Raw genomic sequence first — 25,288 nt, forward strand, 5'->3', positions numbered from 1 at the left:
ATGGTCATCAAGTCGTTAAAGCTGCGCAACTATCGCCGGTTTCGGGAGCTGGATCTCGAGCTGCCGGAGAATATTATCGGCATTATGGGACGGAACGGCGCGGGCAAGTCGACGATCGTCGAAGCGATCGGCTGGATTCTATACGGCAATCGAGTAGTGCGGACCGATCGGTTCGACGTGCGTTCGCTGGCTGCCGAGGAACGCGACGTCTGTACAGCCGAGATGGTGTTCGTTTACGGCGGCCAAGAGTACCGCATAGAGCGGCGACTGAAGGGCAAACAGGCGATCATCGAGGCGGCGGTGTGGCGGGGCGGGCAGGGCGAGCCCGAGGCGGTGCAGGATCGCGGCGTCAATGAATTCATCGAAAATTTGCTGCAGCTCGACTGCCAATCTTTTCTTGCTTCGGTCTTTGCCCAGCAAAAGGATTTAGACAAGCTTTCGTCGTTGCGGCCTGAGGAAAGGCGGCAGACAATCAGCCGGTTGATCAACATCGATCGGATCGATCGCGCGCGCGAGCAGGTTCGCCGCGACGTTAACGAAAAAGCGGCAATCGCCGAAGGCAAACGTTCTTTGGCAAAGGACCCGCATGAGCTCAACAGTAAAAAAGCCGAGCTTTTACAGCAAAAGGGTCAATTGGCTTCCGATTTGGATGCTTGCTCGGCAAGCGTACGCGCCTGTGAGGACGTACTGGCCCAAAGCAAACAGCGGTTCGAGGCCGTATCGCTCAAACGCGATCAGTACCAGCAATGGCAGGCGCAGATCGGGCGACTGGTGTCGCGACAGGAGGAACAGATCAAAAACCATAACCGCGCCGAGCAGGAGCTGCAGCAGGTCGCTGCAGCGGAGAAAGAGCTTGCGCAGCTGCGACCCGAGCTGGCGGATTGGGAGACCGTCGTGTCGCTTAAAGAGCGGTTGGAAGAGGAGCGGCAAAAGGCGGCGACCCTGCGGGGGCTTTTCGACAAGCGGGGAGTTTTGCTTGCGACACGGCAAAAGGAGCAAGCCGCTCTTGCGGAAGCCGAAGCACGCGGGCGAGAGTGGACGGCTCTGAATGAGGAGGCGCAGCGCCTGGCAGCAGAGGAAAAGGCGCTTGAGGAAGAGCTGACGCATTGGCGCGAACGAGAAAAAGCGGCCAACGCGGAAAAAACGGCGGCACGCAGGCGCGGCGAAGAACTCAAGGGCAAACTGCTCAAAATTCAGGAGCTGGGTCCGGAGGGTGAGTGTCCGGTCTGCACGCAGCGGTTGGGCGAGCGCTTTGGCGATGTGGTGCACAATCACGAGGCGCAGCTTGAAGAGTTGCGTGAAACCTATCGTCGCTTCCAAAAAGAGGAGGAAGAGGCTCGAGAGAAAATAGCGCAGATGGAAGAAAAGCTGCGGCAAGTTCGGCAGGCTCAGCAAGAAAATGCCAGAAAAGAACAGAGTGCGTCCGAAGCGCGGCGTCGGACCGAAGAATGCGCCGGACATTTGCAGCAGATCGACGAGCAATTGCGCGTTGTGGAAAGCGAAATAGCTTCTCTCGGTGAGGTTAAATTTGACGAAGAAGAGTATCAGCGTGTCAAGGAACGCTTTGAGTACCTGAGTGATCAGAGCCGAAAGGCATCGCGGTTGGAAGAGCGGGCATCCAGGCGAAAGGAAGTCGAGGCGAACCTGCAGGCTGCGGCAGAAGCGTTGCGCAGCTTGGCTGAAGAGATCGCTGCGGCAAATGCGGCGCAGGCTGCCCTCGGCTATGACGAGAACGATTTTCTGCAGAAAAAAGAAGACGTGGAACAGGCGACGCGTCGTCTGGATGCCGCAAGGGAAGCCGCCAATGCCGTGCAGGTGGAATTGGCAAAATTGGAACGCGATCTGCAGAATCTCGAGCAGGAAATCGGTGCGCAAGAGAAATTGCGCGCCGAGTTGGCCGAGCTTGAAGCAGAGATCGCCTCCTTAAAACTGTTGGATGAGCTGTTGGGGAAATTTCGACTCGATTTGGCGGGGAGGGTCCGTCCGTTGATTGCGCGGCGCGCGTCGGAACTGCTGGCGCTCACCACTCATGGCCGCTATTCGCAGATCGATCTGGATGAGGATTACGCCATCCGCATTTATGACGGCAACCAGGCTTTTCCCATCAAGCGCTTTTCCGGCGGAGAAGAGGATCTGGTCAATCTGTGCCTGCGCATTGCCGTCAGTCAAGTGGTAGCCGAACGGGTCGGCGGCGCGCCGATCAATTTCATCGTACTCGACGAAATTTTCGGCTCTCAGGACTCCGAACGCCGCAACCTCATTCTCGAGGCCCTGAACCGCCTCTCCGCACAATTTCGGCAGATCTTTATCATAACCCACATCGAAACCATACGCGACATGCTGCCGGTGCTAATAGACGTCGAGCCTATCGACGAGTCAACCAGTCGCGCGCGGCTGGTGTAAAGCTGCTCGTCTCTCCAGGTACTTCTGCTTCTCAGCTTGTCGGCGACTCGGTTTCTTCCTCGAAATGCTCGGCCTGCTGCTGAACGGTTTTGAAGCTCAGGCCCATCAGCGAGAGGATAATCAGTCCCACGAGCAATACCGGAATAAAGTTGATGCCGTGAATAACAAAGGCAAAAGTCAACGCTTCACCCGGCGGCACATTGTAGAGGCCGAGCGCCAACTGACAAAGGTAATGATAGGTGCCGACATAGCCGGGGGAGGAAGGGACGACGACTGCTATAGTTGTAATGACCAGCAGCACAAGGGAAGCCGTCCAGGGCAAGTTGTAAAGTTTATCAAAGCCGAATGCCGCGAGCCCGAGACGGAAAACATACATATAGCAGAACCAGATGACCACGGAAAGGACGGCGACGATGAGATAGTCCCTTTTCCGCCGCAGAGCAGTCAAGCCGTCAAGAAAGGAGCCTACTAGGTGCACGAGGCGGCTGCTGAGGTGGGCGGACAGGGGCGAAAAAAGTCTTTCGATGAGCCGGCTTGCCGCAGCACGATGTCTCTTCATCCAAATTAAAAACGCGAGAAACAAGATGAGGACAGCCAAGGTAATCATGCCGCTCTTCCGCACCCAGTCCGGAAAGGGAAAGACAAGCAGGGTCAAAGCTGCCAAAAGCAAAAGGGTAAAGGCGTCTAAAAGCCGCTCGATGACGATGGTGGCAAATACGGTACCGCCGGCAACCGATCTGCGTCGCGAGACGATAAAGGCGCGTACCACTTCGCCCAAATGAGCCGGCAGAAAGTTGTTGGTCATGTAACCAATCATCAAAGCTGAAAATAAAATATTCATATCAAGGCGGGAGGTAGAGCTGAGGAAATAGCGCCATCTAAGCGCTCTCAGCCAGTGGCTAAAAAAGATGACGGCTAGTATGGGCAACAGCATGAGGACGTTTATACGTCGAAAAGCAGCCGCCATCTGTGCCAAATCGACCTTTCGGAAAGCCAGATACAAACAGAGAAAAGCAAAAGCAAAACCGACCCATACTTTCCAATCTTTGATGCCTTTGGTCATCCTTACTCCCAAAAATCCGCTCTTCTCCCGCAAATTTGCTTAATATGCTTGATTCCCCCCGGACAAATCCCTATATTTTGCGCTAACTAGAGGGAATTACCGCGGGAAAAAGTAGGTTTTTTTAACGTCATTTCAAACGAGGAAAAGATGAGCGCCGAGAGACCCTTAGGGATCTTTATTGTTTGCGATCAGGATTTGCCGCTTCGACTCCGGACAGCGCAGCGGCTCGGCATTCCTACGGCACAGATTTTGGCGCCGCCGGCAACGGAACGCACGCCGGCGAAAATCGCCGAACTACAGAAGTCTTTTACCGACGCCGGTTTAAAGATCACCGTGGTTTTTTGCGGTTTTCCCGGTGAAAGCTATGCCGATATTCCCACGGTCAAGCGCACGGTGGGTCTGGCGCCGGCAGCTACGCGGCAGGAACGTCTGCTCGAGGCCAAACAGATTTCCGACTTTGCGCGTCGACTCGGCGTCGATGCAATCGGCCTGCATATCGGCTTTATTCCGGAGGCCCCAGACGATCCCAACTACACGCCGCTGGTATCGGCGGTTCGGGAGCTGGCTCAATACTGCTCGGGTAACGGCCAGCGCCTGCATTTGGAAACCGGCCAGGAAACCGCCGAGACGCTGCTGCGGTTCATCAAAGATGTCGATGCGGCCAATTTGGCCGTTAATTTCGATCCGGCCAACATGATTCTTTACGGTTCCGGCGAACCGCTTCCCGCCTTGCGCCTGCTCGGCCGTTACGTGCGCAGCGTTCACTGCAAGGACGCGCGCTGGGCCGAAAAGCCCGGACAGGAGTGGGGCATGGAAACGCCGCTCGGCGAAGGTCATGTGAATATGGCCGCCTTTATCGCTGCCCTCGATGAGATCGGCTATCAGGGACCGTTGACGATCGAGCGGGAGATTGCCGGCGAAGCGCAGGCCAAGGATATCGAAAAAGGCGTACAACTTTTAAGACGGTTGCTCGAAAATCGATAAACTTGCGGGAAAATTTTTCCACTCTGAAAAACTCTCCTTATGGCCTCATGTTATGGAATGGTGCTTCTTAAAAAGAGGGTAGAAAGACGAGGCGGAAATACATTTTTCATCCGTCGGTGCTATTGAAAAACTGCTGGAGCAGAAGCGATCGGCAATAAAAAGCCGTTTGGAATAAAAGAACTAGCGTTTTTGTCATATTGAAAAAATCAGTCGTTTTTTATCATAACGAACAGGATGCCCGCTTAAAGGATTGTTATGGTTAAAATCAGACATCACGAGCAAAAGGGCAAATTGATTGCGGTCGAAGGGCTGGACGGCTCCGGCAAGTCGACGCAGATCTATCTGCTCAAACGATGGCTGGAGATCGAAGGCTATCGCGTCTCGTTTACCGAGTGGAACTCTTCCTTTCTCGTCAAACGAGCGACCAAAAAAGCTAAAAAGCTCAAACTGCTGACGCCGACGACCTTTTCTCTCATTCATGCCACAGACTTTGCCGATCGTTATGAACGACAGATCTGGCCGCTTTTGCGCGCAGGCTATATCGTGCTTTCCGATCGCTATTTCTTTACTGCCTTTGCGCGCGATGTAGTGCGCGGCTGCGATCCCGAATGGGTGAAAAATCTCTACAGCTTTGCGGCGATGCCGGACATTACCTTTTTCTTCCGCGTGGAGCCGGCGGTTGCCATCGCGCGCATCCTCGAAGGCCGGCCCGAGCTCAAATACCACGAGGCGGGTATGGACTTGAATCTTTCGCCCGATCCTTATGAGAGCTTTCGCATCTTTCAGGGACGCATCAATGACGCGTATGAAAGTATGATCGAGCCCTTCGGATTTACCGTCATCGACAGCAATCGGCCGGCGGATATTGTCCAGATGGAGGTACGCAATATTGTAAAGCAGCGGGTCGATTTGCCGCAATACAAACTGCGTTCAAAGGTGAGCCTATGAAATTTTATGGAAAAGGCATTCCAGGCGTCAATGCGGATGAGCTGACGGGCAAACTGATCGTCATCGAAGGGGCGGACGGCTCCGGCCGATCGACGCAAATTCGTCTGCTGACCGAATGGCTCGAGGGCCGCGGCAAAGCCGTAGTTGATGTTGGACTCAAGCGCTCCAATTTGGTCAGCGCCGAGCTCGAAGAGGCTATGAAGGGAAACATTCTCAGCCCCTTAACAATGAGTCTCTTTTATGCAACCGATTTTGCCGATCAGATGGAAAACCGCATCATTCCGGCTCTAAAAGCCGGATTCATCGTGCTGGCCGACCGCTACATCTATACATTGATGTCGCGCGATATCGTGCGTGGGGGTAATCCGGACTGGCTACGCGGCATTTATGAACAGATCGCCATCGTTCCGGACGTGGTCTTCTATCTCGATGTGGCTCCCCGCTATTTGATCGAACGTAATCTTAACAAGAACAAGACGCTCGATTATTGGGAGTCGGGCATGGACATCCGTCTGTCGCGCGACATTTTCGACAGCTTTATCAAATATCAGCGCAAGATACGCCTGATCTTTCATGATTTGAGCAAACGCTACGGTTTCCAGACCGTAAACGGCAACCGCCGACCGAAGGTGATCGCAGCAGACCTTCAGCGTCGCATCGAAAAAATCTTGTAGGTGACGATATGCCTGAAAAAGAGATGGACAGCGACGAGCTTGCGAAAGAACTGGCTTTTCAACTTGAACTGTTGCGCCAGGATTTCAGCCGGACGGTCGAGCGCTATCGCACCACCGTCGAAGCCGAATTGGTCAATCTGATCTCCCTTTTGCGCGGCGATTCGACCGGCGATGAGGTCGAAAAAAAACCGGAAGTCGAGACACTCAAATTTCTTCTCGAATTGATCGCTTCGACGCGCTATAAAAAGGATAAAGGCAGATTTAAGGATATTCGGCGCATTCACGAGTTGGTCAAGACAATCAGCAATCGTCTTGAATCAACATGACACCTCGTCAGCTGTTGCGGCGCGCCGCAATCGACATCGGCACCAATTCGACGCGTCTGCTGATCGCCGATGTGGATGATAACGGGCGCGTGCTGCCCGTTTTTTACCAGGAAGCACTGACGCGATTGGGTGCCGGATTTCTCGAGGACGGCTCCCTTGACGTCGTTGCGCTTCGGCGCGTTACCGCCGCGGTTCGTACCTTCAGTTCTACTGCAAAAAAGATGGCCGCGCATGAGGTTCGCCTCTTTGCCACCAGCGCCGCCCGCGATGCCGTTAACCGCGACGAGGTGGTTCGTCAGATCCGGCAACAGAGCGGTACGGAGTGTTTTGTGCTGAGCGGAGAAGAGGAAGCGCGTTTGACTTTTCTCGGCGCCGCGAGCGGCATCGACTGGAAAGGGCGATGGGTGCTGTGCGATGTCGGCGGCGGCAGCACCGAAATCATTGCCGGCGAAGACCGGGCGATGTTATCGTCCGTTAGTCTGCAGCTCGGCAGCAGCCGCGAGACGCGCCGTTTTTTCCACACTGATCCGCCGACGCACGATGAACAACAAGCCCTCCGGCAACATGTTCGATCGGTATTGGGAGCTTTGCCGCCTTTATGTGCCGGACTGCTGGTTGCTTCCGGCGGGACCGCCTATACGGCCGCTGTTTTGTGTGAAAAGAGCGCCGTTGCCGATCCCTTTGAAGTGGAAGGACGCGAGGTTCGGCGGGAGGAACTCGAGGATTTGATCATAAAAGTTATCCGAAAAGCCCTCTCGGAACGGCGAGCGATGCCGGGACTACCATCGGAACGGGCCGAAGTGCTGCCGGCAGGCCTGCTGATCTATCGAGAAATGATGGATTTTTTCGGCGTGCAAAAGCTAAAAATTACGTTGCGTGACGCTTTGTTCGGAGCGGTATTGGAAAAGGAGTGGTTCAGTTGAATCAGTTGCAAATCGAATCGGTCAACCTTTTACTTAAGCGGTATGAGCGAGAGCCGGAACATGTGCGTCATGTGACCAGGCTGGCGCTGGAACTTTACGACCAGTTGACAGAGCTGCACGGTCTCGGCAGCCGCGAGCGCGGACTGTTGGAAGCGGCGGCGCTGCTGCACGACATCGGCTGGTCGCAGAGCGCGACGGCGCATCATAAGGCGTCGCAGAGGCTTATTCTCGGCGCCGAGCTGGCAGGGTGGAGCGACGAAGAGAAGCTGATCATTGCCAATATCGCCCGCTACCATCGCAAGTCATCGCCGAAAATCAAGCATCGAAAATTCGCACTGCTGAGCGATCCTGCCAAGCAGGTCGTCCTCAAATTGGCGGCAATTCTTCGCATCGCCGACAGTCTTGATCGATCCCATAACGACGTTGTCGAAAAGATCATCTGTCATATCGACCATGACCTCGTTCGATTGGAGGTCTTTTGCCGTTATGACCTGGGATTCGAGCTCTATGCCTTTGAAAAAAAACGCGGCATGTTCAGCGAGGTCTTTGGCCTGGATATCCTCATCGACTCGGTGCGCAACATCAATCTGCAGAGACAGAGACATGAATGACAACGCAAAGCGTCCGTCACTGTCCACGCAAAAGGGAGATGGCGGCAGAACCGAACTGATCGACGGATCGACAGTGGAAAAGAACCATTTGCGCACCGAAGCCTACGGCACGCTGGACGAAGCGAACGCCCTCATCGGCTGGGCACGGGCCAAAGCGCTCCAGGAAAGAACGCGAGAATTCCTGTTGACCGTGCAGAATCATCTCTATGTCATTAATTCCGAGCTGGCCTGTCCGATAAACCGGCTGCACTTGCTGAACCTGCGTCTGAAAGGCGAGCATTTGCAGCAGATCGAGAGCGAAGCAGCACAGGTGGAAGAGCAGCTGCAGCTGCCGCGCAAGTTTGTCCTTTACGGTCAATGTGAAAGCTCGGCGGTTCTCGATACGGCGCGCGCGGTCGTCCGTCGCGCCGAAAGACGTATCGTCGAGCTCGAAGAAAATGAGCCGCTGAGTAACCCGTCCATTCTTCCTTATATCAATCGACTCTCGGATTGCCTTTTTCTCTTTGCCCGCTATGAAGAGTTTGCCGCCGGCGTGCCTTATGCGCATCCGGAAATTTCATGACAGGAATTAAACATCATGCGCCGAAGCAAGGATCGCCTCGCTTTTTTGTTGCTTTTTACGCTTCTCAATTGCAGCCGAACGCCCGAGCTCACCGGCCGTTTGCCGCGTTTAGAAGAGCGCGACGGCGCCGTGCGGCTGATTGTCGACGATCAGCCGTTCCTCATGATCGCGGGCGAGCTCCACAATTCCAGCGCCTCTTGTTTGGACTCAATGGACAGCCTCTTTGCGCGTTTGGCCGCTTTGAACCTGAACACCGTTTTGGCGCCGGTGTCCTGGGAATTGATCGAGCCGCATGAAGGCGAATTCGACTTTACGGTCGTTGACGGCCTTTTGGCTGCGGCGCGGGAGAACGGCCTCAAACTGGTGCTATTGTGGTTCGGCTCGTGGAAAAACACCGAATCGAGTTATGTGCCGGCCTGGGTAAAGCGGGACACGCGCCGTTTTTCCGCGCCCGAACGCGCAGCGGTGAGCAGCGGGAGATATTGTCGGCGTTGTGTCGTGAAGCGCAGCAAGCGGATACCCGCGCTTTTGCCGCGCTTCTCCGCCATTTGCGTCAGGTCGACGCATTCGAACAAACGGTGCTGATGGTGCAGGTGGAGAACGAGACCGGCCTTTTGGGTGATGCGCGTGATTTTTGCGCTGCAGCCGATTCGGCATTTCACTCGCCGGTGCCGCGGCAGCTGCTCGATTCGCTGAGCAAACGGGAGAACCGACTGCATCCCGAATTGCGCGCCGCCTGGCGCAAAGGCGCAACAGGTACCTGGCGGGAGGTTTTCGGCGACGAAGCAGAAGAAGTCTTTTCCGCCTGGTACATTGCCTCCTATGTTGAGGCAGTCGCCCGCGCCGGCAAAGCAGAATATCCGCTGCCGATGTACGTCAATGCCTGGCTGCGCGCTGAGGGGCAGAAACCCGGCGAGTATCCCAGCGGCGGGCCGATCGACAAGGTGATCGACGTTTGGCGCGCCGCCGCGCCGTCGATCGATCTGTTTGCGCCGGACATCTATCTGCCGAATTTCAAGCAGATCTGCGCCGACTATGCGCGCAGCGACTATCCGCTGCTTATCCCGGAAACGCATCGAAACAGAGAAAGCACGGCGCGGGCACTCTATGCGTTTGCTCAGCACAACGCCCTCTGTTGTGCGCCCTTTGGCATCGAAGATATTCTCGACCCCCTGGCGTTTCAAAAAGGGTGCGGCTTTCTGCAGTCTCTTGCACCGATTTTGACGACGCATTGCGGCGGCCGAGACATGGCGGGCGTACTACAGGAAGGCGATGAGACGGATACGCTAAGTCTCGGCGAGTACCGGTTTTTCATCCGCTATCATGCCAAAGCCGGCATAGGCTACGGGCTGATTGTCCGAACCGGCGTCGACACATTTCTGGTCGGCGGCTCGGGCTTTGAGCTGCATTTTTTGCCGAAATGTGAAACGGAAGCAGCTCCACGCATTCTGCAGGTTGATGAACTGGTCTATCGAGATGGGAACTGGAGACTCTGCCGTCGGTTGAACGGCGACGAGACCGCTGCGCATCAAAGAGTCATCGTGCCGGAACTGCTGAACCCGGAACTCGCTGCCGGTCTGAAGGAAAGCACGACGCATCCGCCGTTGCCCAAACCGCCGGAAGAGTATGCTCTGCAAAGAGTGATTGTGTATCGGCTTTAATAAATTCTTGGGAGAAAAAACGATGAAGGCGACAATCATGAGTTTGACCCTGCTGATTAGTGCCGTCGGATACCTTTATGGGAACGACTATCCCATTCGGCCGCTTCCGTTTACGGCGGTTGAAGTTCAGGATACTTTTTGGCGCGGTCGCATGGAAACGGTCATCAAGGAGACCATTCCGCATGCCTTTCGCCAGAGCGAAGAGACCGGTCGCATTCGCAACTTTATGGCCGCAAGCGGCCTCATTTCGGCCAAATTTGAAGGGGATTTCGGTTTCAACGACAGCGACGTCTATAAAATCATCGAAGGCGCTGCTTATGCGCTGTCGCTGCATTACGACGCCGAACTCGACGCCTACCTCGATCGCTTGATCTCCTATATTGCTGCGGCTCAGGAAGATGACGGCTATCTTTACACCGCCTGGACCCTTAAAGCTCGCGAAAGCAATCCGGGCATCTATTGCTGCTACAACGAAAAGCGGTGGGACAATCTGCGCAGCAGTCACGAGTTGTACAACGTCGGTCACCTTTACGAGGCGGCTGCGGCGCATTTTCAGGCGACCGGAAAGCGGACTCTGCTCGATGTGGCGCTTAAAAACGCCGACTTTTTGTGCGAAACCTTTGGTCCCGATAAGCTGCAGGATTACCCCGGTCATCAAGAGGTGGAAATCGGCCTGGTGAAGCTCTATCGCCTCACCGGCAAAGAAAAATACTTGAACCTGGCGCGGTTCTTTCTCGATCTTCGCGGACGAGGCATCCGCAAATATCCCGAATACGGCCGAAACTGGGAGTTGGCGACCTATACGCAGGATCACAAGCCGGTGGTTGAGCAGGAAGAGGCGATCGGGCATGCGGTACGGGCGACCTATATGTACTCAGCCATGGCCGACGTGGCGGCTCTTTCGGGAGATCAGGCCTATTTAAGCGCCATCGATCGAATTTGGCGCAGCGTGGTGAACGGCAAGCTTTACGTGACCGGCGGCATCGGCGATGTTCCTGAAGGAGAAGCCTTCGGACCGGCTTATCATCTGCCCAACCGCACGGCGTACTGTGAAACCTGCGCCTCCATCGCCAATGTCTTTTGGAACCATCGCATGTTTCTTCTTCACGGCAGTGCCGAATACCTCGATGTTTTGGAACGTACGCTCTATAACGCCCTGCTGTCCGGATTGTCGCTGGACGGCAAAACTTTCTTTTATCCCAACGTCCTGGAAACCGACGGCGACGAACGAAGCCCCTGGTTCGGCTGCGCCTGCTGTCCCTCCAACCTTTGTCGGTTTATTCCCTCATTGCCCGGCTATATTTTTGCCGAAAAGGGCGAGGATGTATATGTCAACCTCTTTATCAGCAGTCGGACCACAGTAAATCCGAAGGGAATTCCGGTCGAATTGAACCTCAAAACCGACTATCCCTGGGACGGCAGAATCGAACTGATCGTCAACCCGAAAAAGGCCGGCCGATTCACTCTGCATGTCCGCATTCCGGGCTGGGCGACCGGCAGACCGGTTCCCAGTGATCTTTATCAATTTCTTGAACCATCCGACGAAAAGCCGCAGCTACTGTTGAACGGCGCTCCCGTCTCCTATCAAGAGGATAAAGGCTTTGCCGTCATTTCGAGGGTCTGGAAGCGCGGCGATCGTCTCGAACTGTTGCTGCCGATGCCGGTGAGGCGCGTGGTTGCCCACCGGAACGTCGTCGAAGACCGCGGCAAGGTTGCTCTGCAGCGCGGTCCGCTGGTCTACTGTGCCGAATGGCCGGACAATTATGGCCAGGTGCTCAACCTGGTCCTGCCCGATTCCGCAAATTTGACTTCCGCTTTCGAACCGTCATTGCTCGGCGGCGTTACCGTCGTTCGCGGGACCGCAGTCGCGCTCAAGATTGCCCAAGACGGCCTTTCGGTCGGCACCGAACGGCAGCCGTTTACCGCCATACCTTATTATGCCTGGGCGCATCGCGGAAAAGGCGAAATGACGGTTTGGCTGCCTAGAAAAATCGAGCGTCTGAGGATTCTCTCTTCCATTGAATGATTTATTGAGAGATTTTGGCGTTGTGAAGCAAAGCAATCAACATAGCGAATCTTGTACAACTTATCCTATAGTGACATCTCAGCGCGATTCGGAGATTGCGCAGATCTATCAGCAGCTGGTCAATTATCTCTCCGACTATATTTACACGGTGCGCGTGGAAGACGGCAAGGCGGTGGAGACGATTCACGGCCCGGGCTGCATCGCGGTAACCGGCTATTCTTCTCAGGATTATGCCGAGGATCCGGAGCTGTGGTATCGTATGGTGCATCCCGACGATCGCGAAGCGGTCACCAGGCAGGCTTCGCAGGCGCTGCTGGGCAAGGATGTGCCGCCGCTGATTCATCGCATTATGCATCGCGACGGCTCGATTCGCTGGGTGCGCAACACCATCGTGCTGCTGCGCGACGGCCAAGGAAAAGTCTATGCCTACAACGGTTTGATTACCGACATTACAGCGCAGAAACAGGCCGAACTCGATCTCCTGCAGAGCGAAGAAAAGTATCGCTCCCTGATCAACGACGTGCTGGAAAATTCGCGCATCGGCATTTCGATCTTGGACGCCGATCTGCGCATTGTGTGGATCAACCGTGCTTATACCGACTATCTGGGCGTTAGGCGGGAAGAGGTGCTGGGCAGAGATGCGCGTCGGCTGGTGCAGGATTGCCTGGCCGCCATTTTCGAAAACGGCGCCGAGTTTGCCCGCCGCGTTACGGCTACGTACGAAGATACGGAACGGACCGAGCATTTCGAAGTGCGCGTGCGTAATTTCGGCGAACTGCGCGAAAGGTGGCTTGAGTATTGGAGCATGCCGATCCGCAGCGGTCTTTACCGCGGCGGCCGAATCGAACACTATGCCGATATTACCGAACTGAAACGCATTCTTGACGAAGTCATCGAGAGTGAACAGCGCTACAGTCAGCTGCTGCATCATCTGACCGATTACATCTACTCGGTAAAGGTGCAGGATGGTCGACCGGTTCATACCTATCATGGCCAGGGTTCGCTCGCCGTCACCGGTTATACGCAGGAAGATTTTGCCATCAATCCTGATCTGTGGCTGGAAATGGTGCATCCCGACGATCAGCCGCTGGTGGTCGAGCATGCCCGCAAGGCGCTTCGCGGCGAGGAACCGCCGCCGTTGGAACACCGGATCATTCACCGCAACGGCTCTTTGCGCTGGGTCAAGAGCACCATCGTCCTGCGCAAAGACGAACAGGGCAATGTGGTTTCCTACGACGGCCTGATCAGCGACATCACGGAGTTGAAAAAGGCCGAGGAACAACGACGGCTGCAGGAAGAACAGCTGCGCCAAACCGACAAGATGGCCACGCTCGGCATCCTGGTCTCAGGCATGGCGCACGAAATCAACAATCCGAACAATTTCATCATGCTGAATGCCGAGATGATCGGCAAGGCCTGGCGTTCGGTGCAGCCGATTTTGGATCGCTATTTCGAGGAAAACGGCGATTATGTGGTGGCCGGAATGCCTTACTCAATTGCCCGCGAAAAGATCGGCGAGCTGATCGCCGGAATTCAGAAGGGGTCGCAGCGCATTCAAAACATCGTCAACGGGCTGAAGGACTATGCCCGTCAGGATACGGGAGCCATGGACCAGCTGGTCGACCTCGACGAGGTCGTCGATGCCGCAATCATGATCGTCAATAACCTCATCAAAAAGTCAACCGATTCTTTCTCTTTCGTCAAATCGGAGAGTCTGCCGCGTGTTAAAGGCAATTTCCAAAAGCTCGAGCAGGTTCTGATCAATCTGATTACCAATTCCTGTCAGGCGTTAAAAGAACCGCCGCGCGAAATTACCATACGCACCGGTGTCGATCGCTCCCAAAATATGGTTTATGCCATTGTACGAGATAATGGAGAAGGCATTTCGGAGAGCGATATGAAGCACATTTTCGATCCCTTTTTCACCACCAAACGGGACGGCGGAGGCACCGGTCTCGGCCTCGCCATTGCCTATTCCATCGTCAGCGATCACCGCGGCCGCCTGCAGGTGGAATCCAAATTGGGAGAAGGGACCACGGTCACCCTTTATCTGCCCATTGCCGAAGGGAATTAACGAGGAGCAGAACGTGAGTCGAAACAAAAGCCCGGAGATGCCGATCCTGCTGATCGACGACGAGCCGGATTTTTTGACCAGCGTCGAGATGACGCTGGCTGCGCAGGGGCTGACCAACGTCGTCAGCATCAGCGACAGCCGCGAGGTGGAACCGTTTTTAGCCGAAAACGACGTTTCGGTTATTGCTCTGGATATGAACATGCCGCATGTGCCGGGGCGGGTGCTGCTGCCCAAGATCATTCGCGATTACCCGGAGATTCCGGTGATCATCATCACCGCGGTCAACGACGTCGAGACCGCGGTCTCTTCCATGAAGGCCGGTGCCTTTGATTACCTGCTCAAACCCGTGGACGAAGCGCGACTCACCTCGGCGATCCGCCGCGCGCTCGAAATCAGCCAAATGCGCGCCGAAAACATTCGTCTGAAGGAATATCTGCTGTCGCGCAAACTCAAACATCCCGAGGCTTTTTCGGCCATCATCACCGCCAGCCCGGCCATGCATGCCATCTTTCAGTATGCCGAAGCCATCGCCAGGACCTCGCTGCCGGTGCTCATCACCGGCGAAACCGGCACGGGCAAGGAGCTGATGGCGCGGGCAATTCACGTTCTCAGCGGCCGGCGCGGCGAATTTGTCGCCGAAAACGTCGCCGGATTGGACGACAATCTGTTCTCCGATACATTGTTCGGCCATAAAAAGGGTGCTTTTACCGGCGCCGATCGCGACCGCATTGGGCTCATCGAGCGGGCGGCTGGCGGTACGCTGTTCCTCGATGAAATCGGCGATCTTTCGATCGAATCGCAGGTCAAGCTGCTGCGTCTGCTCCAAGAAAAGCAATACTATCCGCTCGGCTCCGACATGCCCAAGATGAGCGACGCGCGGATCGTAGTCGCCACGCTGCAGAACATCGAAGAGCTGGCAAAAAAGGATTTGTTCCGCAAGGATTTGTTCTATCGTCTGCAGTCGCACCACATTCATCTTCCGCCGCTGCGCGAACGTAAAGAGGATATTCCGCTGCTGCTGGATTTCTTTTTAGACAAAGCGGCCAAAGAGTTGGGCGTCAAAAAGCCGAATTATCCCCGTGAGTTGCTGATCCTCCTGCGCAACTACCCGTTTCCGGGCAACATCCGCGAGCTGGAGGGCATGGTGTTCGATGCCGTCAGCCGACATCAAGGCGGGGTGTTGTCCACCGAATCGTTTCGCGAAAAGATAGAGGGCCGGTTGTCTACCGGTGCGGCAGAGCTTTTCGAGGAGGAGGGTGCGGCGGTTCCGGTCAGCTTTGGTCACCCATTGCCGACCTTGCGGGAAGTGGAAACCGCTCTGATCGCCGAAGCGCTGCGCCGCGCCGAGGGTAATCAGTCCATCGCCGCAGGCCTGCTCGGTCTATCTCGGCGCGCTTTAAACAATCGGCTGCAAAGAATGAAGGACGCCTGAGTCCAAAGTTCTTCAAAGGGGTGCCACATTTCTTCCCAATCTCTTTTTCGAGCAACATACCTTAAATTATAAATATTAAAAAGATTAACTCAACTTTTCTCCGTCGACGCGTTTACAACGTGGCTCCCCTCTCTGTTTCCTTCCGGAAGGTCTGTGTTGGGATAATTATGCTAAAAAATAAGCACTTATGTGATTAAAATGCTGTTTGGCACGCCCTTTGATAAACAAATGGCGTAGCTGAACAAAACCTAAAGGAGGAAGCTATGAAACGGATGATATATGTTTTGACGATTGCTCTCTTGACGACTGTTGCATTTGCCGCTGATCAACCGACGAATGTGGAAAAAGCACGCATTGAATTGGCAAAAAGAGCACTGCTGGATGTCCTCAAGAGCGAAAATGCAGGAGCACGCAACAGCGCGCTGCATGTCATTGCCAAGATCAAATCCGATTATCCGGATGTCGATCTGACGGTCTTTAACGACATGCTGCTGAAGCTGAGCCGCAACGACGAGCGTTCTCTGATTCGTGTTAACGCCAACCTGGCTTATGCTTACATCAACAACCCCGAGTTGGCGGCCCGCGTCAAAGTCGAAGATCCGGAAGATCCGGCGGCTTTCTTTAACGCCCTGTACAACGAACTCAATAAAGCCGTGGTCGCATTCAACAATTGAGCCCTGTTTCCTTTCCTTTCTCAATGATGGGGGAGAGATGCTTCACTCTCCCCCAGGCTGCAACATATACAATGTGCTTCATCATACCTCATATTAAACGCTTCATGATTGCACTCTCCTAAGAAAGGCTCCGGCAGACCTCTGCCGGGGCTTTTTTATTGGTTAACCTTTTCTCTTTCCGGTTGGGAATTCGAAAAAAATAGCGTATTTTCGCCTTGCATTGATTTTATGGCGTTGAAAGCAGTCATCGCTCTGAAAACAAATTTCTGATTCTAATGAGATGCTGCCGACCCCAAACTCTTCCTTCATTACGCTTCTTTTTGTCTTAACCTATATCGGTATTGCGCTGGGGGAAATTCCCGGTTTGATGATCGACCGTGTGGGCATTGCCGTCCTCGGCGCAACCGCGATGGTGGTGTTCGGCGGTGTGTCCGTTTCTGAAGTCCATCGCGCCGTCGACCTGCCGACGCTTCTCCTTTTATATTCCTTGATGATCGTCTCCGCGCAATTGCGCCTGGGCGGATTCTATACACGTACAGCGTTGCGCATTACGCATCTGTCGACGCGGCCTCTGCTGTTGCTGGCCTTAATCATGTCGGTCAGCGCCTTTCTTTCGGCACTCCTGGCCAACGACATCATCTGCTTGGCCTTTACGCCGGTGTTGGTCTATTCACTGGCGGAAACGCGGCTCAATCCTGTGCCTTTTCTGCTGGGATTGGCGGCGGCGAGTAATATCGGCTCGGCAGCCACAATCATCGGCAACCCGCAGAACATGCTCATCGGCCAAGTGGGCCGACTCGATTTTGCTCAGTTTGTGCTCTGGTGTACGCCGCCTGCTCTTGTTTCCTTGGCCGGCGCGTACGGAATTATTGCTTTAGCCTTTCGCAGACGGATGATCTTAACGCAGCCCCTGCCGTTTTCCGAGACGCAAACCCGCTGGCCTGAGTTCAATGCCTGGCAAAGCGCCAAAGGGATTTTGGCCGTAACAGTTTTGGTCATCTTGTTTTTTTCGCCCCTGCCCCGCGAGCTCTCGGCTATCGCCGTTTCCGGCATCTTGCTGTTAAGTCGAAAGTTGGAGTCGCGCGAAATCATGGCGTTGGTCGATTGGAACCTGCTGGTGCTGTTTTTGTCGCTGTTCATCGTCATTCACGGCATTACGGAGGCTGGATTGCCGTCCTACCTTGCCGACGAACTGCAGCGGCGGGGGGCAGACCTGCGTAATCCGTATCTCCTCAGCGGCGTTTCCACCTTGTTAAGCAATCTGGTCAGCAACGTCCCCGCTGTGATGTTGTTGGTTAAATTTCTCGATCCGCATCAACCGATTCAATGGTATGCTCTGGCAGTTTCCAGCACCTTTGCCGGAAACTTGATCACCATCGGCAGCATCGCCAATCTGATCGTTTTCGAGCAGGCCAAGCCTTTCGGCGTTACGATCACGTTTCGCGAACATGCCAAGATCGGTGTGCCGGTGACCCTGTTCTCATTACTTGTCCTTTTTCTCTGGCTTGCCGTGACAACCTGATCTTGGGCAGGCCGCATTTCAAAACTGTCAACCTTGAATTTATATTGGGAGGTTTTATTCTATGCATGGACGCGAACTCATTCGAGCGGCAATGACCCTGCAGGACGTCGAACGAGTACCGTGGACGCCTTTTGTGGGCGTGCACGGCGGCGCCTTGATCGGCGTTAGCGCTGCCGATTATTTGCGTTCCGCAGATCATATCGTGAACGGCCTGACAAAAGCCGTGGAGCTCTACCGTCCCGACGGATTGCCGATTGTATTCGATCTGCAGCTCGAGGCCGAGATCCTCGGCTGCCGACTCGAATGGGCGGCTGAAAATCCCCCCGCGGTCGTCTCGCATCCCTTGGCCGAAGGATGCCCTCTTGGCGAACTGGCGTTGCCGAATGCCGATGACGGACGCCTGCCGATCGTTTTGGAAGCGGCGCAGCGTCTGCGGCAAAAATTTCCGGACTTGGCTCTCTATGGATTGATTACCGGTCCGTTTACCCTCGCCCTCCATCTTTTAGGAACCGACATTTTCATGAAAATGATGCTCGAGCCTGAGAGCATCAAGGAACTCTTTGCCTTCACGCAGCGGGTGGCCGAGCGTATGGCCGATTTTTACCTTGATGCCGGTGCCGACGTTATTGCCGTTGTCGATCCCATGACCAGCCAAATCGGGCCGGATCTTTTTCGGCAGTTTGTTACGGAACCAGCGACGGCTATCTTTTCTCATATCCGCAGCCGAAGGGCGCTCGGCTCGTTCTTTGTCTGCGGCCATGCCCAACAAAACATCGAAGCCATGTGCGAGTGTCGGCCCGACAATATTTCGGTGGACGAAAACATTCCTCTCGACTTTGTACGCGAAGTCTGTCTCAGCCGCGGGATCAGTTTCGGCGGGAACCTGCAGTTGACCGTGGTATTACTGCTCGGCAGCGAAAAAGACGTGCACCGGCACGTTGTGGAAACTCTAGATATCGGCGGCGAGCGCGGCTTTATCCTGGCGCCCGGCTGCGATCTTCCCTACCGCACGCCGATCGCTAATCTGCGCGCCGTTGCCGAGCTGGTCCACGACCCTTATCAACGGGAGGTGGCCCGCGCCGTCAGCAGCTCCGGCGAAATTTGTGAAGTGTGGGATATGAGCGATTACGGCAAAAGCGACCGCGTGATCGTCGACATCATTACCCTCGATTCCGAAGCCTGCGCGCCGTGTCAGTACATGGTTGAATCGGTCAAGGCCGTGGCGCCGCAGTTCAAAGACATCGTTGTTTGGCGCGAGCACAAGATCAAGCACACCGAGTCGGTTCAGTTTATGACCTCCCTGATGGTCAAGAACATTCCCACCATCTGCATCGACGGTAAGATCACTTTTGTTTCCCGTATACCGCCCAAAGAAGAGCTCATCGCCGCCATTCAGCGCCGAATCAATGAAAAGCTGCTGTTCAAAATTCGCTCCCGTAAAGGGGCGCTCTATTTGTTCGGGAAAACGGAAGAAGAGCTGGCGCCGTTGGAGGAGGTTGTTCGCCGCGCACTGCGCGAAACCGGCGCCGATATCGACCTTATTAAAAGCTGCAACCCTGAGGAGATGCACAAATTCGGCGTCGCTTTGACGCCGGCAGTGGTCCTGGCCGTCTATAAAATCAAAGCGGAAGGCATTGTACCGCAAGTCGCTGCGGTCAAAGAGTGGATAAAGGAAATCGTTTAGTGGCTGTTCCGCTTTACGTCATCACCGGCTTTCTCGGCAGCGGTAAAACGACGCTGCTCAAGCAGTTGTTGGTACGCTATGCCGACTCTCAACGCATTGCCGTCGTTCAGAACGAGTTCGCCGACGTCAATGTCGATGCTCGAGAACTGTACCGCACGGGCAAAGCTTTTCATCTTTTGGAAATCAACCGCGGCTCGGTGTTTTGTATCTGCCTGATTGCCGACTTTACGACCTCTCTGGCGGAATTCATTGATCATTATGCGCCGGACGCGGTTTTCCTCGAAGCCTCGGGCCTGGCCGATCCCATTGCCGTGGCGGAGATTTTGACTGCACCGTCGCTCAGCGGCAAGGTGTACCTCGCCAATGTCTGGTGCATCGTAGACGCCGCTTCATTTTTGCTGCTGGAACGGGGCAATGTGCGGCTGAGGCATCAAGTTCAGGTCGCCGATTTGCTTTTGCTTAACAAAACAGATTTGGTCGATGAACCAAAGCTGCAGTGCATAGAAGCGCGGCTGCGGGAAATCAATCCTGCGGCGCCGATCGTTCGCTCAGTCTATTGCGCAACGAATGCCGTCGCGATCGAATCAATCCGGAGCCTGCCGAAGCAGTGCTGTGGTGAGTTGTCGGGCAGGCCGGAAGTCGGCACAGCAATCCTCAAAAGCAGCGTAAAAGTCGAACGCCGGGCACTGGAAAAATTTCTCGAACAAGAGGCTGCTTCGGCATGGCGTATAAAGGGATATGTGCGGCTTTCGGACGGCGGTGCCGTTTCCGTGCAGGCGGTTTTCGGCAAGCTGCAAGTGGATACCGTGCCCGATTACACCGGTGTGACGCAACTGGTTGTCATCGGGCCGGAGGTGAAGCAGGACGAGTGTGCTGAACGCTTTCGTCGCTCCTGCGAAAAAAACACTTCAGCTGAATAGGCAAAGCGCAGTCGAATGCCGAAAAATTCGGCAAGCAAAGATGCAGTTTATCGCCAACCATCTAGGGAGCATATGGCCATGACTTCACGCGATAGGGTTTTGCAAAGTTTATCGCACCGTCAGCCGGATAAAGTTCCGATCGACTTTGGTGCGACTGCGGTTACGGGAATTCATGCCAAAATCGTGGCGGAATTACGGGACTATTTTAATCTCGAAAAACGACTGGTCAAGGTTCATGAGCCTTATCAGATGCTCGGTTTAGTGGAGCCGGATCTGCAGGAAGCGCTCGGCGTCGATGTGGAAGGGGTTTTCGGCCGTGAGACGCTGTTCGGCTTTCCCAATGAGAATTGGAAAGAATGGCGTTTTCTCGATGATTTCACCGTCCTGGTCTCCGAGCATTTTCAAACCGACCTGCAGCCGGACGGCAGTTACGTCATTTATCCCAAAGGCGATCGTTCGGCGCCGCCCAGCGGCCGCATGCCCAAGGGCGGCTATTTCTTTGACAGCATCATCCGCCAGGAGCCGATCGACGATTCCCGTCTGAACGTGGAGGACAATCTTGAAGAGTTTAGTGAGATTTCCGAGGTCGATCTGGCTTACTTTGAACAGAAAGCAAAGCAGGCGCGCGCCACCGGCAGAGCGGTCATTGCCTCGTTCGGCGGCACGGCGCTCGGCGACATTGCCCTGGTACCGGCGCCCTTTTTGACTCACCCGAAAGGCATCCGCGATGTGCAGGAATGGTACCTGTCCACGTTGATCCGTCAGGATTATGTTCGAAAGATTTTCGACCGGCAAACGCAGATTGCAGTGCGCAACTTGGAAAAGCTTTGGCAGCGTGTCGGCGATTTGGTGGACATTGTCTTTATCTGCGGCACCGATTTCGGCACGCAAAGCTCGACCTTTTGCTCGCCGGAGACGTTTCGCACTCTTTGGCTGCCCTATTACAAGCGCATGAACGACTGGATTCACAAAAACACGACCTGGAAGACTTTTAAGCATTCCTGCGGGGCGGTCGAACCCTTCATTCCTTTGTTCATCGAGGCGGGATTCGACATTCTCAATCCGGTACAGATTGCCGCCGCCGGCATGGATCCAAAGCATCTGAAAAGAGAGTACGGAGCCCAGATCACGTTTTGGGGCGGAGGCGTCGACACCCAGACCACGCTCATGTTCAAATCGCCCGCGGAGGTTCGCGCCGAGGTGCTGCGCAACTGTGAAATCTTTTCCCGCGACGGCGGCTTTGTCTTCAATACCGTCCACAATATTCAAGGCAATGTACCGTTGGAAAACGTGGTCGCCATGCTTCAGGCTGTGCGCGAATTCAACGGCGATTGATGCCCCGACGCCCTAACCCGACTCGCGAGGGCTGCGTGAAAAGACGATTCGACTATCGAATGCCGTACATTTGGGCTTTGTCACTAACTGCGGCGCTCGGCGGCCTGCTCTTCGGCTACGACTGGGTAGTGATCGGCGGCGCCAAGCCATTTTACGAAGCCTTTTTTAACCTCACCACTTCCTTTGAAATCGGCTGGGCTATGAGCAGCGCGCTGGTCGGCTGCCTTGTCGGCGCCCTGCTTTCCGGCGGGCCGGCAGACCGTTTCGGCAGGAAAAGGCTGTTGATCCTGGCGGCGGCGTTGTTCACTATCTCTGCCGTAGGCACTGCCCTGGCGCGCCGCTTTTCCGGCTTTGTCTGGTACCGTCTGCTCGGCGGCGTCGGCATCGGCTTGGCGAGCAATCTGTCGCCGATGTATATTGCCGAAATCTCGCCTGCGGAGATGCGCGGCAAATTCGTCTCGATTAATCAGTTGACCATCGTCATCGGCATTCTGGCGGCGCAGACGGCCAACTGGCTGATCGCGCAGCCGGTCCCCGCAGGCGCTTCTGCCGAAGAGATTCTGCAGTCCTGGAATGGACAATACGGCTGGCGCTGGATGTTCGGCGCCGAAACGCTTCCGGCAGCCTGTTTTCTTTTGGCCATGTTCCTTGTGCCTGAAAGTCCCCGATGGCAGGTTAAGAACGGCCGTTATGATTCGGCCTTGCGAACGCTGGCAAAAATCGGCGGCGATGATTTTGCTCAACAAAGCATGCGGGAAATTCAGGCCACATTGGCCGGCGAGAATCGGCGCGTGAATTATCGTGAGCTGCTGCAACCGCCTCTTTTGCGCGTGCTGACGATCGGCGTGACTCTTGCCGTCTTTCAACAGTGGTGCGGCATCAATGTCATCTTTAACTATGCCGAAGAGGTCTTTGCCGCCGCCGGTTACGGCGTCAGCGACATCCTGTTCAACATCGTCATCACCGGTACGATCAACCTGCTGTTCACCTTTATCGCCATCCGCACCGTTGACCGCTGGGGCAGAAAGCCGCTGCTGATCGTCGGCGCGGGCGGGTTGAGCATCCTCTATGTCCTCCTCGGCGCCGGTTATCGACTGCACCTCACCGGCCCTTTGATGCTTCTGCTTGTCGTGGCTGCCATCGCCTGTTACGCCATGTCATTGGCGCCGGTAGTGTGGGTGGTAATTTCGGAAATCTTTCCTAACCGCATTCGCGGAGCAGCCATGGCGGTCTCGGTTTCCGCATTGTGGATCGCCTGTTTTGTACTGACCTATACTTTCCCCTATCTCAACCGCGCTTTCGGCGCTTCCGGAACATTTTGGATCTATACCGCCGTCTGCGTCGGCGGTTTTTTCTTCATCCTGCATAAAGTTCCGGAGACCAAAGGGAAATCTTTGGAAGAGATCGAAACCGCGCTGATGCGCTCATGAACAGGAGGCTTTATGAGTCTGCTGCTTGCTTTGCTGCTGATGCTTGCTGCGCAACCGGCGGCCCAAGAGGTGGTTTCTTTGAGCGGCGAATGGCGTTTCCAGACCGACCCATTGGACGTTGGGGTGCAAAACCGTTGGTTCGCAGGCGACTTTTCGGATTGGGACTGGCGGCCGGTCCGCGTTCCTCATACTTGGCAGGTCGATGCCGGATTTGAGGACTATCGCGGAGCAGCCTGGTATCGGCGAACGGTGCATCTCCATGCGCCGGAGGACGCCTGTCTGCGCCTCGAATTCGACGCCGTTTACCGTGACGCCGATGTATGGGTGAACGGCCGAAAGATCGGCAGTCATTACAATTCGGGATGGACGCCTTTTGCGCTTGACGTGCCGCGCAGCGATGCCGGCATCTATCTCATTGCCGTGCGCGTCGACAATCGTTTTTCCGAAACGGCGCTGCCGTACAAGGACTCTTTTGACTGGGCCAACGACGGCGGCATTATTCGCGGCGTTCGATTGCGGGCTCTGCCGCCGCAGCATCTATTCGAACTGCGCGTCGATGCCCGCCCGCTTGAAAAATCTGCCGAATTGACTGCCGCTGTACGCGTCACTCGTCCTGAGGGATTGATGGTGCGGGCGTTTGTCTATGATCCTTCGGGAAATCTCGTCTGTTCTTTTGATCAGCCTGCAGAGGCGATTGTTCGGTTCGGGGGCCGTATTGACCGTCCGCAGCTTTGGCATTTTGATTTTCCCAATCTGTATACTTTTGCGGCGGAGCTGTACGACGGCAACCAGCTGCTGCATCGCTTGTCCACCCGCTTTGGTATTCGGCAGGTAGAGGTGCGCGACGGCTTTTTTTGGTTGAACGGCGAGCCGATGCGGCTGATGGGCGTCGAGTGGATGCCCGGCAGCGATCCCCGATTCGGCATGGCCGAGCCGATCGACTATGTCTGCAGTGTACTGGAGGATATGAAACGGCTCAACGCCGTCATCACCCGTTTTCATTGGCAACAGGACGATGCGGTGTTCGAATGTGCGGATCGCTGTGGTCTGCTGATCCAAGAAGAGATTCCGACTTGGGGTGCGGCCACGCGACTGGAAACCTTGGCGGCCGTGCAAGAACAGCAGACCCAAGAGATGATTCTTGCTCATTACAATCATCCGTCGATTTACGCCTGGGGTCTTTGCAATGAAATCCGCGGTCTCGAGGACGCGGGACATGTTTTTATACAGAACGGTATTCGCATAGCGCGCCGCCTGGATCCTTATCGTCTGCTTACCTACGCTTCCAACACCGTGCACCATGCTCCGGCGCAGGATGCTGCAAAGCTGGTCGATTTTGTGGAATGGAATGATTACTATGAATCCTGGTACGGCGGCGGGCTGGAGGATGTCGATCGCAAGCTTTTGCAAATGGCCAAAGAGCTTCCGAACCATTCCGTCGTCATTTCCGAATACGGTCTCTGCGAATGCTCGCCGGATAATCCGGTCGGAGATTCACGGCGCATCGAAATCCTTCGCTCGCATACGGAAATCTATCGGCGGCACAAGAACGTTGCGGGTGCTATTTTTTTCGACTATAATGACTATCGAACCCACATCGGCGACAAGGGCCGCGGCGCGTATCAGCAGCGCGTTCACGGCGTCGTCGATCTCCTCAACCGGCGCAAGCCGTCATGGGAGGTCCTGCGGGACGAAATGTCGCCGATCAGGACAATCACCCTGTCGCCTTTGCAGCGGGGAGAAAAGCTGACGCGCGTAGCCGTTACGGTTCAAACGCGCAGTTTGGAGAACGATTTTCCGGCTTATACGCTGCGTTCCTACCGGCTGGTGTGGACGGCCGCCAATGCTCTGGATCAGCCGATCGAAGGGGGAGTGGTCATGTTGCCGGATATCCGGCCGGGAACGATGCGGAAGGTGGAGTTGGCTTGGCCGTCGTTCGAGATCCGAAAATTGAGAGTTGAAATCTACCGCCCGACCGGTTATTGGGTCGCGCAAAAAGAAGTGCACTATTGAATCGGCTGCCGTAATACAAAAGC

At 55.2% G+C, this 25,288-nt stretch carries 21 protein-coding genes; 20 read left to right on the forward strand and 1 reads right to left on the reverse strand.

Annotated features, from left to right (window positions below):
* A complete protein-coding gene (locus ONB24_01150; GenBank protein ID MDZ7314707.1) occupies positions 1-2,403 on the forward strand; it encodes an SMC family ATPase in 2,403 nt (800 codons plus the stop codon).
* A 31-nt stretch (positions 2,404-2,434) separates the two neighbouring features.
* Here ONB24_01150 and ONB24_01155 read toward each other — a convergent pair whose 3' ends face one another.
* A complete protein-coding gene (locus tag ONB24_01155; protein ID MDZ7314708.1) occupies positions 2,435-3,466 on the reverse strand; it encodes a flippase-like domain-containing protein in 1,032 nt (343 codons plus the stop codon).
* Positions 3,467-3,613: 147 nt separating this feature from the next.
* Here ONB24_01155 and ONB24_01160 point away from each other — a divergent pair, with 147 nt between their 5' ends.
* The 19 genes from ONB24_01160 to ONB24_01250 all read left to right on the forward strand — a co-directional run bounded on the left by ONB24_01160 (position 3,614) and on the right by ONB24_01250 (position 25,265).
* Complete coding sequence (locus ONB24_01160; GenBank protein ID MDZ7314709.1) at positions 3,614-4,450, forward strand: sugar phosphate isomerase/epimerase; 837 nt, start codon at positions 3,614-3,616, stop codon at positions 4,448-4,450.
* Between the two features lie 255 nt (positions 4,451-4,705).
* Positions 4,706-5,398, forward strand: coding sequence for a thymidylate kinase (locus ONB24_01165; GenBank protein ID MDZ7314710.1), 693 nt, complete (start codon positions 4,706-4,708; stop codon positions 5,396-5,398).
* The gene (locus ONB24_01170) at positions 5,395-6,072 is read left to right on the forward strand and encodes a thymidylate kinase (protein MDZ7314711.1); all 678 of its coding nucleotides are present in this window, start codon (positions 5,395-5,397) and stop codon (positions 6,070-6,072) included. Before ONB24_01165 ends, ONB24_01170 begins: the two co-directional genes overlap by 4 nt.
* A gap of 8 nt (positions 6,073-6,080) precedes the next feature.
* Positions 6,081-6,398 (forward strand): hypothetical protein, encoded by a 318-nt coding sequence (locus ONB24_01175; protein MDZ7314712.1) that lies wholly within the window; start codon positions 6,081-6,083, stop codon positions 6,396-6,398.
* Positions 6,395-7,321, forward strand: coding sequence for a hypothetical protein (locus ONB24_01180; protein MDZ7314713.1), 927 nt, complete (start codon positions 6,395-6,397; stop codon positions 7,319-7,321). Before ONB24_01175 ends, ONB24_01180 begins: the two co-directional genes overlap by 4 nt.
* Positions 7,318-7,932 (forward strand): HD domain-containing protein, encoded by a 615-nt coding sequence (locus tag ONB24_01185; protein ID MDZ7314714.1) that lies wholly within the window; start codon positions 7,318-7,320, stop codon positions 7,930-7,932. Before ONB24_01180 ends, ONB24_01185 begins: the two co-directional genes overlap by 4 nt.
* Positions 7,925-8,494, forward strand: a complete 570-nt coding sequence (locus ONB24_01190) for a cob(I)yrinic acid a,c-diamide adenosyltransferase (GenBank protein ID MDZ7314715.1) — start codon at positions 7,925-7,927, stop codon at positions 8,492-8,494. The genes ONB24_01185 and ONB24_01190 overlap by 8 nt, the downstream gene beginning before the upstream one ends.
* A 15-nt stretch (positions 8,495-8,509) precedes the next feature.
* A complete protein-coding gene (locus tag ONB24_01195; GenBank protein ID MDZ7314716.1) occupies positions 8,510-9,079 on the forward strand; it encodes a beta-galactosidase in 570 nt (189 codons plus the stop codon).
* Entirely contained in the window at positions 8,977-10,155 is a 1,179-nt protein-coding gene (locus ONB24_01200; protein MDZ7314717.1) for a DUF5597 domain-containing protein, read from the forward strand. Before ONB24_01195 ends, ONB24_01200 begins: the two co-directional genes overlap by 103 nt.
* Positions 10,156-10,177: 22 nt before the next feature.
* Positions 10,178-12,181, forward strand: a complete 2,004-nt coding sequence (locus tag ONB24_01205; protein MDZ7314718.1) for a glycoside hydrolase family 127 protein — start codon at positions 10,178-10,180, stop codon at positions 12,179-12,181.
* A gap of 22 nt (positions 12,182-12,203) precedes the next feature.
* On the forward strand, positions 12,204-14,255 hold the full coding sequence (locus ONB24_01210) for a PAS domain-containing protein (protein ID MDZ7314719.1): 2,052 nt from the start codon (positions 12,204-12,206) through the stop codon (positions 14,253-14,255).
* Positions 14,256-14,268: 13 nt separating this feature from the next.
* The gene (locus tag ONB24_01215; protein MDZ7314720.1) at positions 14,269-15,687 is read left to right on the forward strand and encodes a sigma-54 dependent transcriptional regulator; all 1,419 of its coding nucleotides are present in this window, start codon (positions 14,269-14,271) and stop codon (positions 15,685-15,687) included.
* Positions 15,688-15,950: 263 nt separating this feature from the next.
* Positions 15,951-16,361: a hypothetical protein gene (locus tag ONB24_01220; protein ID MDZ7314721.1), complete on the forward strand. Its 411-nt coding sequence runs from the start codon at positions 15,951-15,953 to the stop codon at positions 16,359-16,361.
* A gap of 280 nt (positions 16,362-16,641) precedes the next feature.
* Positions 16,642-17,883: an SLC13 family permease gene (locus ONB24_01225; GenBank protein MDZ7314722.1), complete on the forward strand. Its 1,242-nt coding sequence runs from the start codon at positions 16,642-16,644 to the stop codon at positions 17,881-17,883.
* Between the two features lie 61 nt (positions 17,884-17,944).
* Complete coding sequence (locus ONB24_01230; protein MDZ7314723.1) at positions 17,945-19,567, forward strand: thioredoxin family protein; 1,623 nt, start codon at positions 17,945-17,947, stop codon at positions 19,565-19,567.
* A complete protein-coding gene (locus tag ONB24_01235; GenBank protein MDZ7314724.1) occupies positions 19,567-20,487 on the forward strand; it encodes a GTP-binding protein in 921 nt (306 codons plus the stop codon). Before ONB24_01230 ends, ONB24_01235 begins: the two co-directional genes overlap by 1 nt.
* A 78-nt stretch (positions 20,488-20,565) precedes the next feature.
* A complete protein-coding gene (locus tag ONB24_01240) occupies positions 20,566-21,822 on the forward strand; it encodes a methyltransferase (GenBank protein MDZ7314725.1) in 1,257 nt (418 codons plus the stop codon).
* Positions 21,823-21,881: 59 nt separating this feature from the next.
* Complete coding sequence (locus tag ONB24_01245; protein ID MDZ7314726.1) at positions 21,882-23,252, forward strand: sugar porter family MFS transporter; 1,371 nt, start codon at positions 21,882-21,884, stop codon at positions 23,250-23,252.
* A 12-nt stretch (positions 23,253-23,264) separates the two neighbouring features.
* The gene (locus tag ONB24_01250; GenBank protein MDZ7314727.1) at positions 23,265-25,265 is read left to right on the forward strand and encodes a hypothetical protein; all 2,001 of its coding nucleotides are present in this window, start codon (positions 23,265-23,267) and stop codon (positions 25,263-25,265) included.
* Positions 25,266-25,288: the final 23 nt, after the last annotated feature.

Source organism: candidate division KSB1 bacterium (genome assembly GCA_034505495.1).
Classification (GTDB): Bacteria; Zhuqueibacterota; Zhuqueibacteria; order Residuimicrobiales; family Krinioviventaceae; genus Fontimicrobium_A.